We start from the raw sequence: 16,226 nt of genomic DNA, 5'->3' as shown, positions 1-16,226 counted from the left end.
AGCTTATTCGCCGGGACTTCTCGGCGAATTTTGATATTTATCGGCATTCTCCTTTCCGTGCCGGTAGCCGTTCGGATTCCTTCGGTCTGACGAATCTTCATGATGCCGATAGGATTCCCAATGTTCATTGCGATCATGATTCCAGTAATGATTGTAATACTTTTGCTTAGGCTCTTTGTCATTTCCGTTTTCCTGAGGATTTTGTGTTGGGGGCTGCTCTGTTTCCCCATCTTGTTCCTTCTGTGTGTTTTCCTCTGATCCGGAAGCTGCATTTTTTTCGGTTTGCTGATTGCCGTCCTGACTGTCCGGCTTCGCTTCTTCCGTACCGGGCGTTGTTTCATTGTTTCCCGGCTTCTCTGCTGCCTTGTCTTCATCAGGAGCTGTCTTTTCATCAGCCGCCGGCTTGTCTGTGTCCGGCTGCTCGCTTTGATCAGCGTCTGTTTCGGTATCTTTTTGATCTGTTTCATTGCCGTCGGTTTGCTTTTCAGGCTGTTTTTCTTCTGTTTTCTTTTCGTTTCTTCTTATGTAGCTGCCTGTTGACATCCCTTCCTGTTTTGCTTTTTCTCTTGTTTCCATATCAGATTCAAGCGATTGGACCTGGTAGGTGCCCTTATATTTTTCAGTCATGTCGGCCAGCTGTTTTTTAACGCCTTTTTTATATGTATTGTCATCTGTATTTTCATAAACCGTGGAAATTAAAATCTCTTTTGATTCCTTTACATATCCATGCTTGCTGCAATCGGTAATAATATTACTGATGACTTCCTTAAAATCGCTGCTTTTCCAATCTCCGATGTCACTGATGACCTGTTTGGCGTCATGGTTCAGCGGTGTCAGTTCAATGACTTCATATTTGCTGTTTAAAGCCATTTCAATACTGGGATTAATGTCAAGCGTCATATACGCGTAAGCTTTGTTATCAGAAAAAACCGGGAGCAAAATTAAAATAAACAAAATAATAGCAGTCATCGTAAACACTCCCAATTTAAAAGGGCGCAGTTTCAGAAAATCAAAAAAGCTGGCCCTTCTTCCCATACGCGTTTCGCCTTCGAACGTAATTTCCTCTCCGATTTCACAAGTGCGGTGATCATTTTTTGTTTTTAAAAATTGTCCGTCAGGGGTTAGCAACGTGACGAATTTTTTATTTTTCTCTACTATGATCCCTCTTCTCATGAGTGCAACACCCCTTTAAGATAATCTTTTAAATAAATATAATCACCGGTAATAATAATACTCATGGCGATGATATATTTTCGGTTCCGTTCGATCGTTTTTCTGCTGACCGACACGAGCTGCTCCAGCTGTTTGACAGGAAGCTGTTTTTTCTGGTGCAAAATGGACGCCAGCTCTTCATTTTCAACAAGCGTGTAGGCTACCTTAATCGCATTCTGCCTCGCATCTGTATGCTTCGGCGATTGTTCCAGCAGCTCTTTAAAAGACAGCCCGTATTCTTTGAGCTGCTTCTGAAAAAAAAGAATTTCTTCCCGGCGCTGTTCCTGTTCTATCTGTTTGCGGTATTCATCAATGGAAAGCTCCGCTTCGATAAGGCTCTGCGAAGATTCCTGGTCGTCGCCTTCCTGCACATCCATATTGATATGCTGAGCGGTTCTTGCTTCTTTTCTGATATAGTCTATCACTTTTCTTTTTATAATCAGCTCTGCAAATGCAAGCAGCGAATTACCTTTTTCAGCCGAATACTTTTCAATGGCTTCGTTAAACGCGATCAGCCCGATGCTGAATTCGTCGTCTTTTTCATCTATATATCGTTTACAAACGGATGAAACCGTCTTCGCGATAAAAGGCTTATATTGCTGTATTAAATCGTTCTGCAGATCTTTGTCGCCTTTTTGTATTTTTTCAACAGATGTTTCAAGCGTTTGCTTCTTTTTTCCCAATTTAAACAAAAGGCTAAGCACTGGTTTCACCTCAGTTCCTCCCTATAACTACTCATAATCATAGCTAATTTAGTAGGGATTCGCAAAGGAAGAAAAAGAGAAATCGATTTCATTTGTCTCAATTATGACAAGCCAATAAGACGTACTATACATGATTTCGTGCCCCCATGCAGAATTAAGGGGGTTTTCTCTGTGTTTTTTGTAACAATGCTGTTATAAAATTGTTATCATATGTCTTAAATGTAAGCGTTTCAAACAAAAAAAGGGAACCTGCTTTTTAAAAAGCCAGACTCCCTTTTTGATCATTTTACGCGTGTTCCCTTTTTTCCGATTCCGCGCCAGACTCTATTTGTTTTGCTCCTGACATAAACCATCCGCAAACCGCGATGGCAGCCAGAACCGCCCAGAAAATGATTTTCCAGGCCGCCGAATGGATGACATCTGCCGGAATTATACCGAGTTCCTCATGGGCCAATGTATAAAGAGCGAGCTTTACGCCTACCCATCCGACAATCACAAATGCCGCCGTTTCAAGGCCCGGCCTGGTTTTCAGTAAGGATACGAACATTGATGCCGCAAAACGCATAATGATTAAACCGATTACGCCGCCGGCTAAAATAACGAGAAACTGACCGCCGTCCAAGCCGCCGATGGCAGGAAGCTCTGTTCCCGGGAGCGTTACGGCAAGCGCGACCGCAGCTAAAATGGAGTCAACGGCAAAAGCGATGTCCGCGAGCTCCACTTTCAAGACAGTCTGCCAAAACCCGCTTTCTTTCTGCGTTTTCTGACCGGCGTTATCTTTAAATACATACCGCTTCAGCAAATGGCTGACCGCAATGTAAAACAGATATAAAGCGCCGACGGCCTGGACCTGCCAAACATTCACCAGAAAAGAAATGGCGAACAGCGACCCGAAACGCAAAATAAATGCGCCCGCCAATCCGTAAAATAAAGCCTTCTTCCTTTGTTTTTCAGGAAGATGCTTCACCATCACAGCCATCACCAGCGCGTTATCCGCCGCCAAAATCCCTTCCAGCCCGATTAAAACGAGAAGAACCCATCCATACTCCAATAATAATGCAAAGTCCAATCCATTCCCTCCGTTTCTTTTTTCTATCATCCGAGCTTATACCGGCGGTTTTTTACGCAAAAAAGACCTTTGCCGATATAAGGCAAAGGTCTTGCTAGACATGAATGATTGGCATGCCAACAAAGCCGATGGATATGATCCATGAATTGACGACTTTGTTTCCGGAATATCCGGACGCTACTCCCCTTTGGGATTTCAAGAAATATTTGTTTATACGCTCATGATAAAGCCTGTTTCATCATTTGTCAACGCTTAACTTTTTTAACAAATTGAGAAATTTTTTCTGTTTTGGCCCGCTGTTTTCTTCTCTTTAAAAACATCCAAAGAATGAGAAGCAACACAATGAATATACCGAGCGGCAGCATATATTGATCGAGAATGGAACCGACGCTTTTCCAATTTTCCCCGAGTTTCATTCCGAGGTATACGTAAGCAAATGTAATCGGCAGCATCGCCGCATATGTATATAGAGAGAACACCCAGACATTCATCTTCGCAATGCCGCACGGCAAAGAAATCAGCGTCCTGACCCCCGGTATAAAACGGCCGCTGAACGCGACCAAACCTCCGTGCTTCTGAAAGAAATCATCTGATTTCTGCAGGGATTCGGGTTTTATCCATATATACTTTCCATATTTCAGCAAAAACGGCCGACCGCCCAGCCTGCCGATTCCATATAAGACAAGCGGACCTGAAACACCGCCGAGCGAACCGGCAAACACGGTCCCGGCAAGCGTCATATCCCCTTTTGAGACCCAATAGCCCGCAAGCGGAAGAACAATTTCCGCCGGGATGAATTCTATACTGAGCGCCAAAAAAATCCCGGCGTAAGATAAGCTTTTAAACGCCTCTATTATTGATATGATGAAATCTTCGATGATCTATCACTCCCGGCTTACGTCTATATTCCGAAACTTAAGAATGATTTTAACACAAAACCTTGAGGCTGAAATATCTTTTAGACATGCCCGTTATAAATGTGAGTCGTTTCAGATCGGTATAGCGGGAGGGAATAAGCGCAATACAACGTCCCGCCTGTCTCCTGATTGCTTGTCTGGCGGCGGTTACATCACTTAAGTTCTCGGAAAAGTTACCCTTCGCGGTAAGCGGCGGCTGACCGCGGATTCAGTTCATATGGGAGCGGGAAATTCTCTCAGTCACTACATGGGAATGCGTGGGCATTTCCCGGGGAATGATTTTGTATAATCTTTTTGATTACCACTGATGATTTTCAGGGACTTCAGCGCTTTAAAGAACTTACCGATTCACTGATTGTAAATAGAGAATTCATTTGCTTTTCAGCCGACCATTGCCGCCTGAGGAAATGGAACAGCCGCTCCATGAAGCGCCGCAACACCCATAAGTTGCTACACATGGAACGGACCCGTTTATCCACAATAAAGACAAAAAGGAGTTTTTATTCATGCACACGATGTGGAAGGGTTCGATCAGTTTCGGTCTCGTCAATATCCCGGTCAAGCTCTTTGCGGCCACTGAAGATAAAGATATAAAATTCCGCAGTCTTCATAAAGAAGACCATGCGCCGATTAAATACGAAAAAATCTGCACCGGATGTGAAAAAAGTCTGGAACCTGATGAAATCGTGAAAGGCTATGAGTATGTAAAAGGGAAATACGTCATTATGACAGACGAAGACTTGAAAGACGTAAAACAGGAACATGAAGAAAAAGCGGTTGAGATTGTTGACTTTGTCCAGCTGCAGGAAATTGATCCGATTTATTTTAACCGGTCGTATTATGTCGGGCCGGGAGATAACGGCACAAAAGCCTATACACTTTTGCGGGAAGCGCTGAGGACGACGGGTAAAATCGGGATTGCCTCCATTACGATCCGCTCTAAACAGCAGCTTGCAATTCTTCGCGTGTATGACAACTGCATCGTGATGGAATCCATTCATTATCCGGATGAAGTCAGAAATGCCGGACATGTGCCGGGCGTTCCCGAGCAGACAGCCGTTAATGAAAAAGAGCTGCAGACGGCGATTACGTTAATTAATGAACTGACAACCGAGTTTGACCCGGAACAATACGAAGACACATACCGGAAAGCCCTTCTCGCTAAAATTAACGATAAGCTCGAACATGAAGAAGCGGGCGTGACACCGGCTGCTGCCGGTCCGCGCGAAGATGTCATCGATCTTGTCAGCGCGCTTCAGGCCAGCATTGACCGGACGAAGCGGCCGGATCGCGAACAGGCTGCACCGGCGCGGACAAAAGACGCCGCGTCAGCAGGCGGCGGAGGCAAAAAGCAAAAGACGACCAGACAAAAAGCCGGAACGTCTTAATCATGGTGCTGACGATGCAGCCGATTTTGACCTCTGTACCGCCTGAAGGCAGTGAGTGGCGCTATGAGGTAAAGTATGACGGATTCCGCTGTCTTCTCCGCATAGACGAAAGCGGCGTTACATTAACCAGCAGAAACGGACAGACGCTGACGAATCAATTTCCGGAAATCACGGCTTTTGCGGCCCGGTGTTTTCAGCACATGAAAGACAGGTTCCCCATTACGCTTGACGGAGAGCTTGTCTATTTAATCAATCCGTACAGAGCGGACTTTGAGCATCTTCAAATCCGCGGACGTTTAAAACGGACGGAAGCAATTGAAAGCACCGCTGATAGACGGCCGTGCCGCTTTCTGGCATTTGATCTCCTCGTTCTGGAAGGCGCCGGCACCGTCTCATTACCGTATGTGAAACGGAAGCGCGCCCTTTCCAAACTGTTTAAAGAAGCAAATCTTCCCGCCTGCCCTCATCACTTAGCGGAAGAAGCGATTCAATACATTCCGGAGCACACTGATTTTGATGCGCTTTGGGACAAGGTCGTCCGCCATGACGGAGAAGGTATCGTAGCAAAAAGAGCATCAAGCGGCTGGGCGGAAAATAAACGCTCTCCCGACTGGCAAAAGTATAAACATATGAAAACGGCACATGTGCTATTAACCGGGTTTAATCCGAAGAACGGGTATGTAACAGCCTCTGTTTTAAAAGACGGCACCGCCGTCCCGATCGCTTCCGTTTCCCACGGCATGCAGGCGGAAGAAAAAAACGCCGTCAGAACCATTATGGAGACCCACGGAAAAAAACTGCCAAGCGGCGAGTATACACTTGAGCCTTCTATCTGCATGACCGTGCAGTATTTAACCATATTGCAGGACACGCTGCGTGAAGTATCTTTTGTGTCTTTTCAGTTTGAAATGGATTGGACGGAATGCACGTATCAGCAGCTTATCCTCCGCTCTAAAACGCTGCCGCCGAAGCTGCAGTTCACAAGCCTGGATAAGATCGTTTTTAAAAAACGTGAAAAAACGAAAGCAGATTTCCTTAGTTATATGGTGAAAATGAGCGATTTTCTTATGCCCTTTCTTAAAGATCGGGCCGTCACGGTGATCCGTTATCCGCACGGCGCGCCTGGCGAATCTTTTTTTCAAAAAAACAAACCGGACTACACGCCGGACTTTGTCTCAAGCGTGTTTGACGGGAGCCACGAGCACATCGTATGCAGCAGCATACCGTCACTTCTATGGCTGGCCAATCAGCTGGCGCTTGAATTTCACGTTCCGTTTCAGACAGTGCATTCTGAAAGACCCGCAGAGATTGTCATTGACCTTGATCCTCCGTCAAGGAATGATTTTCCCATGGCAGTGGAGGCTGCGCATGTGCTGAAACAGCTGTTTGACTCATTCAGCATTACGTCATTCCCGAAGCTCTCCGGAAATAAAGGCATTCAGCTCTACATCCCGCTTTCACCGGAAGCATTCACCTATGAAGAAACCCGTGCGTTCACAATGCTCATCGCCGATTATTGCGTCAGGACGCGCCCGGATCTTTTTACGACAGAGCGGTTTATCAAAAACCGAAACGGCAGGCTCTACCTAGATTATTTGCAGCATGCCGAAGGGAAAACCATTATCGCCCCCTATTCGACCCGGGGCAACGAATTGGGAACGGTTGCGGCTCCCCTTTATTGGAGCGAAGTCAACTCCTCTTTAACACCTGATGATTATACGATCGATACAGTAGTGAACCGCGTCAGGACAGAGGGAGATCCGTTTTATGATTTTTACCGGAATCCGCAGGACGTTCCGCTTTCAATCGTGCTTGAGCAAATCAAGAGAAAGAGCTGACGCTTTTTGTCAGCTCTTTTCAGTCTGATACGTGCACATCAATTTTTCTTTGGAAATAAATAAATAGCAGGAGTAAGGAATGTTTTTGAGGGTGAGCTGTTTTGCAGTAAAGTATAAAATCGGAATATGGGCCGCTTTCTTAAACAGCCTGTAGCAGCCGCTGGACGGTTTTATCACATCAAAACCGAGTCTCGCCGCTCCTTTATGAAGCATTGTAATGCCGACGACTCCCTTAATCTCGTCTTTCCGTTTATGCTGGTTAATATAATCCGCTAAATGAGGCATGGATTGATATACCTTCTGATATAGCATAATCCCCCTTCTGACCGCGCTTTCAATAGGCTGCAGCTCTTTCAGGAGTTTGACATTATGAAGATGAATCTTAACTAACACGTCGTTTTTTTTAATTCTGGTTCCGTCGCTCAGGATGACTTCTTTTCCTTTATATCTTGTCAAACGGACGCGGAATACATTCGATTGCCGTTTATCAATCAGCGTCAGCCGGGTAAAGAAGAAATAAAGCGGATCAAGTAAGTACCATATAGACAGCAGACAGCTTCTCACATGTTCACCTTCTTTATATTCAAAGCACCCTCATATTTTGGCATGGGGCATGTCACATTATGATTGGTAAATAATGATGCCGACCTGTATCAGCTTATGCAAAAACCGCTTCAGGCTCTACTGTCCGGAACAGAAAAAAACACTCTTCGTGAAGAAGAGTGTTTGTATCCGCTTTCTTTTAACGGAAAAGCAAATGCTGGCTGTGAATTCCCGCTTTTTTCAGTAAGGCTATCAGCTGTTCCTGTTCTTCAGGCATAAGTCCTGAAAACGCTCTCGCAATTCTCAATGAATGAATCGGATAAATTTTATCCAAATACTCGTTTCCTTTATCAGTTAAATGGGCGTAAACAGACCGTTTGTCCTTCGGGTCTTGTTCTCTGACCAAAAACCCGTTTCTTTCAAGCTTGTCGATGACATAGGTGACATTCCCGCTGACAAGCAAAAGACGCGACCCGATTTGCTGAAGCTTTTGCGGTCCTCTCGTATAGAGCAGCTCCAAAACGGCAAATTCAGTCGGATTAAAACCGTGTTCTTTACTGTCGCGGATGCTGTGTTCAGACACACTCTTGAAAGCCCTTGCAAAAACTTTGTACAAATTCATCGAACGCATCACTTCTTCTTCGTTAAATGATAATCTCATCATATCTACCCCGTATTTAAGATTTTTATAAAAAAATAATGTAAACCCTTACAATTCATAAGAGTCGTTCTTTGTTTTATATTCTATTCGTGCCGTTTTTCAGAATTCCTTCTTTTTTATATAAAAAAATACCCTTATACATCATTTAATTTGTATAAGGGTTCCGTTCTTTATAGGGAATGTTCCGAAAAAAATACGCGTATTCCTTTCTCAGCTCCGTAATTGTCATGGAATTGAGTATTTCTTTCGTATAGACTCCGATCTGCAGAAGCTTTTTGGAATAATGGTTTCTCTCTTTGTCCAATGCATTTTGAAGCAAACGACTCATGGCGGCCTCCTTTGTTTTCCGTTATTCTATGATCAGAATAACGCTTTTATATCAAAGACGTATAAAGCCATTGTAAAACTTCTGTAGGATTATGATGTTTTTCGGTAAAGTCCGTTCTGGACGGCTCTGAGCAGCGGAAAAGCATGTTCCCCGGCAAGCTGCATGAACGCCTCCAGCATTTCATCGCGTTTCATATCTAATTCAATGATTTCTTTTGCCAGCGAAACCGCTTTTTCTTTCTCCATTCCTATCCTTCCTCCTCATTGTGTCTGTACAGTAAGCATAAAACGGGGCACAGGACCATGCATTAACCTTGTCAATTTTTCTGCCGCTTTTTTTCAAAAATTTTCTATTTCGCGTCAGAAAACCTGACAAGCGTCAGGTTTTTTCTCTTTTTTTCTTATATAATATGAGTAAAAGACATCCAGGGGTGGGGAAAATGACGGCAGACGAACAATCTTACAAAGATAAAAAAGTAATCTCGATCGGCATTGTAAGCGAATTAACCGGATTGTCAGTCAGACAGATCAGATACTATGAAGAACGGAAATTAATCTACCCGCAGCGTTCATCACGGGGAACGAGAAAGTATTCCTTCGCGGACGTTGAGCGGCTGATGGATATTGCCAACAAGCGGGAAGACGGCGTGCAGACGGCTGAGATTTTAAAAGACATGCGAAAAAAAGAACAGGCTCTCAAAAACGACCCGCAGCTCCGCAAAAAAATGCTGGAAGGACAGCTTAATGCTCATTTTAAGTATAAAAACCGCTGATCAAAAAAGTCCGCCTCCTGTGAGACGGACTTTTTTTATAAAGCATGAAGAAATGCAGTTGCAATGCCGAAATAAATTAATAAGGACAAAATATCGTTCAGCGTCGTAATCAGCGGACCTGATGCAATCGCCGGGTCAATGTTCAGTTTATGAAGAATAATAGGGACGATCGTTCCGGCCATCGTACCGATAATCAACGTTGCAAGCAGCGATGAACCGACGACAAAACCGAGCGTTAAGTCTTTCTGCCAGACGGTTGCGACAATCGTAATCGCGATCGCACAGACGATGCCGATATAGATACCGGTTCTTAATTCACGGAAAATCAGTTTAAAGATGGTTTTTTTATTCATTTCTTCTTTAGCCAGTCCTCTGATGACGACGGCGAGTGACTGTGTGCCTGTATTACCCGTCGTTCCCGCAATCATCGGCATGAAAAATGCGAGGGCGACTACTTTTTGCAATGTATCTTCAAAATAATTCAGAATGCTTCCGGAAATCAATCCGATAAACAAAAGCAGAATGAGCCACGGCAAACGGCGGTACGCCGCAACGTACGCTTTCGTATCAAATGTAATCGCCTTACCGGAGGCTGCGAATTTTTCGTAATCTTCATCGGCTTCTTTAATCACGACGTCAATAATATCATCGACAGTGACAATACCGACAAGCACATGATTTTCTTCCACGATCGGAATGGCTAAAAAGTCATACCGCTGGATCAGCCGGGCGACTTCTTCCTGGTCTTGGAGCACCCCGGCCGAGATGACACGTGTAAACATGAGATCCTGCACTTTATCCTCAGGCTCGCCGAGAATTAAATCTCTGTAAGAGAGCACTCCGACAAGCTGCTTGCTGTCATTAATCACGTACAAATAATTTATTGATTCTGCGATTTCTGCAAAGCTTTTCAGCTTCACGACCGCATCTTTTACTGTATAATGCTGCGGAATCCAGACGAAGCGGTTCGTCATCATCCGGCCCGCCGATTCTTGCGGATAGTTCATCAAAAGCTGTACGGCCTTTGATTCCTCAGCTTCCATGCTGGATAAAAGCTGTTCTTTCAGTTCTTCATCCATCTCTTCCAGCAATGCGGCGAGATCGTCGTTATCCATTTTATTCATTGCGAGAGTGGCTTTCGTTTTACCGACTTTATGCAAAACGGCAAGCTGAAATTCCCGCTCAAGCTCTCCGATCATGTCGGTGATGTCATCAACCGTCATATATGACAGATAGCGGGCCCGGTGCTTTTCCGGCATTTCTTTAAACAAAAATGCCATGTCATAGGGCTGAAGCTCATCTATCATGTTTCGGAATTCTTTTATTTTTCCGTCCCGCAATAAAATGATAATGCGTAATATGAGTTCGTCATAGGTCATGTTTTGGACCATCGGGACTCGTACCTCCTTTACGGAGACGCGCCGTCCGTCAAGGGAAGTGCGGCGGTTTGTCTCCTCATCATGTCGTCACTGGTTATCTGGCTGTATATGGGTACTTCTTCTGACATACTCGAATGGGGAGAATCCATACTCCGCACCTCCTTATCATGCTCAGTCGTGTACGTTTTGAGGCATAAAAAAAACCTTCCGATATGAAGGCGAAAACAAGCACGGCAAATAAACGTGCGGGGCCTCCAATCGTAGAGCTTTAGCACTGTATGGCATAGGACAGCCATCCAGCTGCGTTAAGAATCACCTTATGTCGATGATTCCTGTTGACCCATTGGCGTCTTTGGACATTTTTGGGCAGCAGCGTATCTCCATACAGGAGCCTCACCTAACGAAGTTCTTATTTGAATTGACACACTGAGATTACAGAAAAAAAAGGAATGTGTCAACCTTAAATTTGTGATTTCAGCACATGCCTATAAAATAAACGGAATAAAGGCATAAAGCCCTTATTCCGGCAAATCGCTTTCATCCTCTTCTGAAAGGAAATGATAGGATTCATGCAGCATGAGCGCGTACTCCCCTTCTTTTGTCGGATGCGGTACATACTCAGCCTCGTTGATATACTGCTCTTCCCTTTTCTTCATATGACAGACCTCCTGTTCAATTTTAGATTGTCCAAAAGAAGACCCGTTATCATAGGAAAAAAAATCACTTGCGGAGGGGGACATGCAGCTATATCTTTCGGATCGTGAAAAAGTTCCTAAGCAGCCACGGGCCCGGTTTGAAACCGAGCGTTAACTGCCACGCGCCGATCGCCTGCAGTCCGAACTCCCGAACGAGAACCATTTTTTCACTCATGCTCCGCACATCCTCAAACCACACTTCATGCGTTCTTCCATTTTCATCAGTATACCGGAAGTAAGGGGAACGCTCCTGCTGGGAATAACGGATCACTGATTGATGCTTCATGGCCGTTTCCATGGCGCGCTGATTGGAGATGGCGGATCCGATCGTTCCGGGACGGTACGGAATCACCCAATCATACCCGTACAGCGGAACACCGAGAATCACTTTTCTTCTCGGCACCCTGCTGATGGCAAAATTGATCGTTTGCCTGACCTCTGTCAAAGGCGCCACGGGTCCCGGCTCACTGCCGGCGTGGTGCCAGTCGTACGCCATAATGAACATATAATCGACGACGGCTCCGATTCCGCCGTAATCATATCCCCTCAGCCACGGCACTGCATCACTTGTTTTTGCCGGAACCGATATCGTTAACGCGAGCTGATGCTCTGAAAGCCGGGTTTTTAACTGCCGGAGAAATCCTGTGAAGAGGTCCCTGTCAGCTTCTCTGACCCGTTCAAAATCGATATTTACACCGCCGTATCCCTTTCTTACGGTTAAGGAGACGATATTGTTGACGAGATTCGTTCGTGCCGTCGGATTTTGCAGCACTTGATGGGCTAATTCCGGACTGAATCCCCCTTCTGTCAGATTTGTAATAACGGCAAGCGGGCGCACTCTGTTCTGCCATGTGGTTTCTATTGCGGTTCTGTCGTTTAAATCGTTAATGATATCTCCGTTCGGGCCAAAATGATATTCAAACAAAGAAATCGCCGAAGAATACGGCGCAAAATCATTAATTAAGTCTCTATCCGCTTCAGGCGTCCGAATGACATAAAATTGCAGGGTTCCCGCAAGATAGTTAGAGATATCAGGGATCTTCACTTTCATACCCGCCCGCAGCCGGTTCGGCGGAATATCCGGGTTTGCCTGCATCAGCTGCATCTGCGGCACATAAGCCTTACCTGCGATAACGGCATACGTATCATTCGGCTGAACCGTATATTCATTAAGAGGGATTAAAAGCGCCTGCCCCGGAACGATATTCGTTTCCTCAAGCCCGTTGACGCTTCTGATGCTGTCAACAGGGTATCCGTACTTTCTGCTGATGGAAAATAACGAGTCGCCAGACTGCACTGTATGAACAAACATAGATGTCCTCCGTTTCCTTTTGATCAAAAGGGCTCTTCTTATCTTTATGAATGATCATCCGGTCCGATTCCAAACTCTGTTTGGAGAAAGGCTGTTTACAAATCAGACATGATCAACTATGATGATGTCATCATAAAAAACTGTATAGGAAACGCACTAGGGGTGCTGTTATCGGCTGAGATAAAACATGCGGCAGGCGTGTTTTGATCCCTTATAACCCGATCTGGATAATACCAGCGTGGGGAAGTGCAGATTGACCGGAGCGCAGGGTTTTTCCCCATGCGTTTTCGTTCTGCTGCTGCATATTCCCTCGGATATGCAGTTTTTTATTTTTCATTAAAAAACGGGGGAGGACACCGCAATATGAAACTGAATATAAACCGCCTGTAAAATCATCTCTTTCATACATACGACTATCCGATAAGAAAGCAGGAGATCACAATGAAAAATTGGAAAATGAGAGAAATTGTCGTCATGTCCGTCATCAGTGTAGTATTTGCTGTCATTTATTTAGTATCAACTCATGCAAGCAATATAGCGGCAGGGTTTTTCGGCCGAATGAGCTACGAACCGATTTACGGTATCTGGTTTATCGTCTCGGTAATTGCCGCGTACATTATTCAAAAACCGGGAGCGGCTCTTGTTTCTGAAATCATCGCCGCGTTTGTGGAGTGCTTACTCGGAAATCCGTCAGGACCGATGGTGATTCTGATCGGGATCGCACAGGGAATCGGTGCGGAAGCGGTCTTTTTTGCGACACGCTGGCGGATTTATACCCTGCCCGTGCTTCTTTTATCCGGTATGGGGTCTTCTGTGACGAGCTTCATTTATGACTTGTTCGTTTCCGGATACTCTGTTTTGAATCCGGGTTTATTAGCCGTCATGCTTCTTGTCCGTCTGATCTCAGGTGCGCTTCTTGCCGGCCTTCTCGGCAAAGCAATCAGTGATGCGCTGGCTTACACAGGGGTGCTGAACGGCATGGCGCTCGGAAAACAATTCAAGAAGAAAAAGAAACAGGTGAACCAAGATGCAGGCATCTGAGCCCCTTCTATCGGCCGGCTGTCTTACCTTTTCTTATGATCAGGATGAAAAGCCGATTCTTCAAAACGTGTCCTTTCAGCTCCGCAAAGGAGAGCGGGCTTTATTGCTCGGGCCGAGCGGATGCGGCAAAAGCTCGCTCGCTCTTTGTTTAAACGGTCTGTACCCGGAAGCATGCGATGGGGTTCAATCGGGCACCGTTTCTTTATACGGAACACCTCTTTCACACCTGACAGAACCCGCCGCCAGATCCATCGGCGTCGTGTTTCAAGATCCGGACCAGCAGTTTTGCATGCTGACGGTTGAAGATGAAATCGCCTTCGGCTTGGAAAATTTGCAATATACAAAAGAAGATATGGACGCAATCATCAATGACGTTTTAGAAAAATTAGAGATCACTCATTTGAAAACGCGAACGATCGCTTCGCTGTCAGGCGGTTCAAAACAAAAAGTGGCGCTTGCCTGTATCATTGCGATGGAACCGGAACTCATTATTTTGGACGAACCGACGGCACAGCTTGATCCATATTCCGCACGTGAATTAGTGCGGCTGATCAAAGATCTTCAAGCAAAAAAAGGCTTCGGCCTTCTCGTTATCGAACATCAGCTTGATCATTGGGCGCCGTGGATGGACAGGACGATTGTCCTTGACGAAATGGGTCAGAAGGTGATGGACGGAGAGACGGACGTTATCTTTGAAACAAAGATTGAAGAGCTGATGCAGCTCGGCATTCCGATTCCGCGTGTGATCTCATTGCAGGAGCACGTCAGCATTCCTTTTACATTGTGTAAAGAAAAGCTGTTTCACGAACCTGTACCATCTCTGCCCGAACCCCGGCCCGCCGCGCTTTCGGCAGAAGACGCGCTGAGCGTTCACGAGCTGTCATTCTCAAGAGGAGCAGACGTCATTTTTCAGGATGTGAACTTTTCCGTAAAAAAAGGTTCAATCACCGCGATTGCCGGCCCTAACGGAACAGGAAAATCCACGCTCCTTTCTGCCGCGGCCAAGCTCATCCGTCCGCTGAGCGGAGACATCAAAATAGACGGCAGACCGATTGATTCCTATTCTGAAAAAGAGCTGCGGCGGCTGACCGGATATGTTTTCCAAAATCCTGAACACCAGTTTGTCACAGATTCCGTCATTCAAGAGCTGATGTTCGGTTTTGAAAGCAGCAGAGCCGCAAAGGAGAAAGCTCTTCAGCTGTTAACCCGATTCGGCCTGAGACGCCATGCCTCACAGCATCCGTTTTCTTTAAGCCAAGGACAAAAACGCCGGCTCAGCGTTGCGACAATGCTTATGCACAATGTGAACGTTTTGATGCTTGATGAACCGACTTTCGGACAGGATGCCAAAACGGCGCGGGAGTGTATGCAAATGCTCCGTGAGATTCAAAAGGAAGGAACGGCTGTTTTGATGGTGACACACGATATGGAACTCGTCTCAGATTATGCCGACACGATCCTTGTGCTCTGCGGCACGAAACTGGTATTCCGGGGAACTCCCGACGCTTTATTTTCTGATAACACCGGGATCGCCGAGCAAGCGCATTTGGCTTTGCCGCTGCGGTATGAATGGATGAAACACGACAGGAGGCGGAGAAATGAACTTGCGGCTGGAGGCTGTTAACCCGTCAATAAAGGCGGCGGCTGTATTGTTATGCGTCATTATGCTGTCGTTTATTTATAATCCGTACACCCCTGCTTTGTTTTATATCATCATTGCGGGAGGCGTCCTCTCGGCGGGGCGTGTGCCGCTGAAAAAATGGCTGCTGTTCACGATTCCGTTTGTCATTCTGGCCTTCGGTTCTTTATGGACAGCCGCCGTATTCGGAAACGTCCCGACAACCGGAAGCAACCTGCTGTTTAAGCTCGGGCCGATTGCCGTCAACAGTGATAACGCGGCGCTCGGGATTTCTATCGCGTTTCGTATTTTATGTTTTTCCGCTTTGTCGATGATGTTTCTTTTCACAACCGATCCGATTCTGTTCATGCTCAGTCTGATTCAGCAGTGTAAGCTGCCGCCCAAGCTTGCATACGGCGTTATCGCGGGGTTCCGGTTTCTCCCTCTTCTGAAAGATGAAATCCTGATCATCCGGCAGGCGCACAGAATCAGGGGCGCGGCGTCTGATTCCGGGCTGAAAGGAAAGCTCTCCGCCTTCAGGCGCTTCACCATTCCACTATTGGCAGGCGCAATCAGAAAGGCGGAACGCACGGCGATCGCGATGGAATCTAAAGGCTTTACGGGGAGCCGAAACCGCACGTTTTACAGAACTGTTACCGTGCGCCGCGCCGACTGGTGCTTTTTCCTGCTCGTGCTTCTGTTATTCGGCGCAAGCTGGCTCATTTCATTGTTGTTTGTATAAAAACAGG

17 protein-coding genes and 2 riboswitches are annotated in these 16,226 nt (G+C 46.0%); of the genes, 6 read left to right on the top strand and 11 right to left on the bottom strand.

The annotated features are described in order from the left end of the window. Positions 1 to 3: 3 nt before the first annotated feature. From RUW00_RS00740 to RUW00_RS00725, 4 genes are all read right to left on the bottom strand, one after another. Positions 4 to 1,173, bottom strand: coding sequence for an anti-sigma factor domain-containing protein (locus RUW00_RS00740; RefSeq protein ID WP_103526947.1), 1,170 nt, complete (start codon positions 1,171 to 1,173; stop codon positions 4 to 6). Beyond that, positions 1,170 to 1,925 (bottom strand): RNA polymerase sigma factor SigI, encoded by a 756-nt coding sequence (gene sigI / locus RUW00_RS00735; protein WP_003154719.1) that lies wholly within the window; start codon positions 1,923 to 1,925, stop codon positions 1,170 to 1,172. The genes RUW00_RS00740 and sigI overlap by 4 nt, the downstream gene beginning before the upstream one ends. Before the next feature lie 277 nt (positions 1,926 to 2,202). After that, the gene (locus RUW00_RS00730) at positions 2,203 to 2,985 is read right to left on the bottom strand and encodes a TerC family protein (protein WP_017417639.1); all 783 of its coding nucleotides are present in this window, start codon (positions 2,983 to 2,985) and stop codon (positions 2,203 to 2,205) included. 245 nt (positions 2,986 to 3,230) lie between these two features. After that, positions 3,231 to 3,866, bottom strand: coding sequence for a DedA family protein (locus RUW00_RS00725; protein WP_369878818.1), 636 nt, complete (start codon positions 3,864 to 3,866; stop codon positions 3,231 to 3,233). Between the two features lie 542 nt (positions 3,867 to 4,408). Between RUW00_RS00725 and ku the strand changes: the two genes are divergently transcribed. Continuing rightward, positions 4,409 to 5,290 (top strand): non-homologous end joining protein Ku, encoded by an 882-nt coding sequence (gene ku, locus RUW00_RS00720; RefSeq protein WP_007610913.1) that lies wholly within the window; start codon positions 4,409 to 4,411, stop codon positions 5,288 to 5,290. Between the two features lie 2 nt (positions 5,291 to 5,292). Then, positions 5,293 to 7,128, top strand: a complete 1,836-nt coding sequence (locus RUW00_RS00715) for a DNA ligase D (RefSeq protein ID WP_109566896.1) — start codon at positions 5,293 to 5,295, stop codon at positions 7,126 to 7,128. Between the two features lie 9 nt (positions 7,129 to 7,137). Here RUW00_RS00715 and RUW00_RS00710 read toward each other — a convergent pair whose 3' ends face one another. The 4 genes from RUW00_RS00710 to RUW00_RS00695 all read right to left on the bottom strand — a co-directional run bounded on the left by RUW00_RS00710 (position 7,138) and on the right by RUW00_RS00695 (position 8,905). Then, a complete protein-coding gene (locus RUW00_RS00710) occupies positions 7,138 to 7,692 on the bottom strand; it encodes a YkoP family protein (protein WP_007407215.1) in 555 nt (184 codons plus the stop codon). A gap of 178 nt (positions 7,693 to 7,870) precedes the next feature. Further along, complete coding sequence (locus RUW00_RS00705) at positions 7,871 to 8,335, bottom strand: MarR family winged helix-turn-helix transcriptional regulator (protein WP_007610911.1); 465 nt, start codon at positions 8,333 to 8,335, stop codon at positions 7,871 to 7,873. A 142-nt stretch (positions 8,336 to 8,477) separates the two neighbouring features. Beyond that, the gene (gene fbpA / locus RUW00_RS00700; RefSeq protein WP_003154731.1) at positions 8,478 to 8,660 is read right to left on the bottom strand and encodes a Fur-regulated basic protein FbpA; all 183 of its coding nucleotides are present in this window, start codon (positions 8,658 to 8,660) and stop codon (positions 8,478 to 8,480) included. Positions 8,661 to 8,749: 89 nt separating this feature from the next. Continuing rightward, positions 8,750 to 8,905, bottom strand: coding sequence for a hypothetical protein (locus tag RUW00_RS00695; RefSeq protein WP_003154733.1), 156 nt, complete (start codon positions 8,903 to 8,905; stop codon positions 8,750 to 8,752). A gap of 194 nt (positions 8,906 to 9,099) precedes the next feature. Between RUW00_RS00695 and RUW00_RS00690 the strand changes: the two genes are divergently transcribed. Then, positions 9,100 to 9,432, top strand: coding sequence for a MerR family transcriptional regulator (locus RUW00_RS00690; protein ID WP_014417562.1), 333 nt, complete (start codon positions 9,100 to 9,102; stop codon positions 9,430 to 9,432). A 35-nt stretch (positions 9,433 to 9,467) separates the two neighbouring features. On the opposite strand, the gene mgtE is transcribed toward RUW00_RS00690, so the two are convergent. The 3 genes from mgtE to RUW00_RS00675 form a co-directional block, all read right to left on the bottom strand. After that, positions 9,468 to 10,823, bottom strand: coding sequence for a magnesium transporter (gene mgtE / locus RUW00_RS00685; RefSeq protein WP_012117400.1), 1,356 nt, complete (start codon positions 10,821 to 10,823; stop codon positions 9,468 to 9,470). A gap of 234 nt (positions 10,824 to 11,057) precedes the next feature. Further along, a riboswitch (M-box (ykoK) riboswitch) is annotated at positions 11,058 to 11,223 on the bottom strand. A gap of 106 nt (positions 11,224 to 11,329) precedes the next feature. Further along, a complete protein-coding gene (locus RUW00_RS00680) occupies positions 11,330 to 11,467 on the bottom strand; it encodes a transcriptional regulator SplA domain-containing protein (RefSeq protein ID WP_003154740.1) in 138 nt (45 codons plus the stop codon). Positions 11,468 to 11,555: 88 nt separating this feature from the next. Then, on the bottom strand, positions 11,556 to 12,818 hold the full coding sequence (locus RUW00_RS00675; RefSeq protein WP_280145051.1) for a glycoside hydrolase family 18 protein: 1,263 nt from the start codon (positions 12,816 to 12,818) through the stop codon (positions 11,556 to 11,558). Between the two features lie 148 nt (positions 12,819 to 12,966). Further along, positions 12,967 to 13,080: riboswitch (TPP riboswitch) on the top strand. A 179-nt stretch (positions 13,081 to 13,259) separates the two neighbouring features. Between RUW00_RS00675 and RUW00_RS00670 the strand changes: the two genes are divergently transcribed. The 3 genes from RUW00_RS00670 to RUW00_RS00660 are packed head-to-tail and all read left to right on the top strand — an operon-like array spanning position 13,260 to position 16,219. Beyond that, positions 13,260 to 13,859 carry an ECF transporter S component gene (locus RUW00_RS00670; RefSeq protein WP_014417560.1) on the top strand — a complete coding sequence of 200 codons (600 nt, stop codon included), beginning with the start codon at positions 13,260 to 13,262 and terminating at the stop codon, positions 13,857 to 13,859. Beyond that, the gene (locus RUW00_RS00665) at positions 13,846 to 15,483 is read left to right on the top strand and encodes an ABC transporter ATP-binding protein (protein WP_280145050.1); all 1,638 of its coding nucleotides are present in this window, start codon (positions 13,846 to 13,848) and stop codon (positions 15,481 to 15,483) included. Before RUW00_RS00670 ends, RUW00_RS00665 begins: the two co-directional genes overlap by 14 nt. Then, positions 15,458 to 16,219 carry an energy-coupling factor transporter transmembrane component T family protein gene (locus tag RUW00_RS00660; RefSeq protein ID WP_022553447.1) on the top strand — a complete coding sequence of 254 codons (762 nt, stop codon included), beginning with the start codon at positions 15,458 to 15,460 and terminating at the stop codon, positions 16,217 to 16,219. Before RUW00_RS00665 ends, RUW00_RS00660 begins: the two co-directional genes overlap by 26 nt. Positions 16,220 to 16,226 lie beyond the last annotated feature (7 nt).

The sequence above is a fragment of the Bacillus sp. IS1 genome, assembly GCF_032461585.1.
GTDB lineage: Bacteria > Bacillota > Bacilli > Bacillales > Bacillaceae > Bacillus > Bacillus velezensis.
Note: the sequence above shows the minus strand (reverse complement) of the source record. Positions and strands in the feature narration are given on the sequence as shown.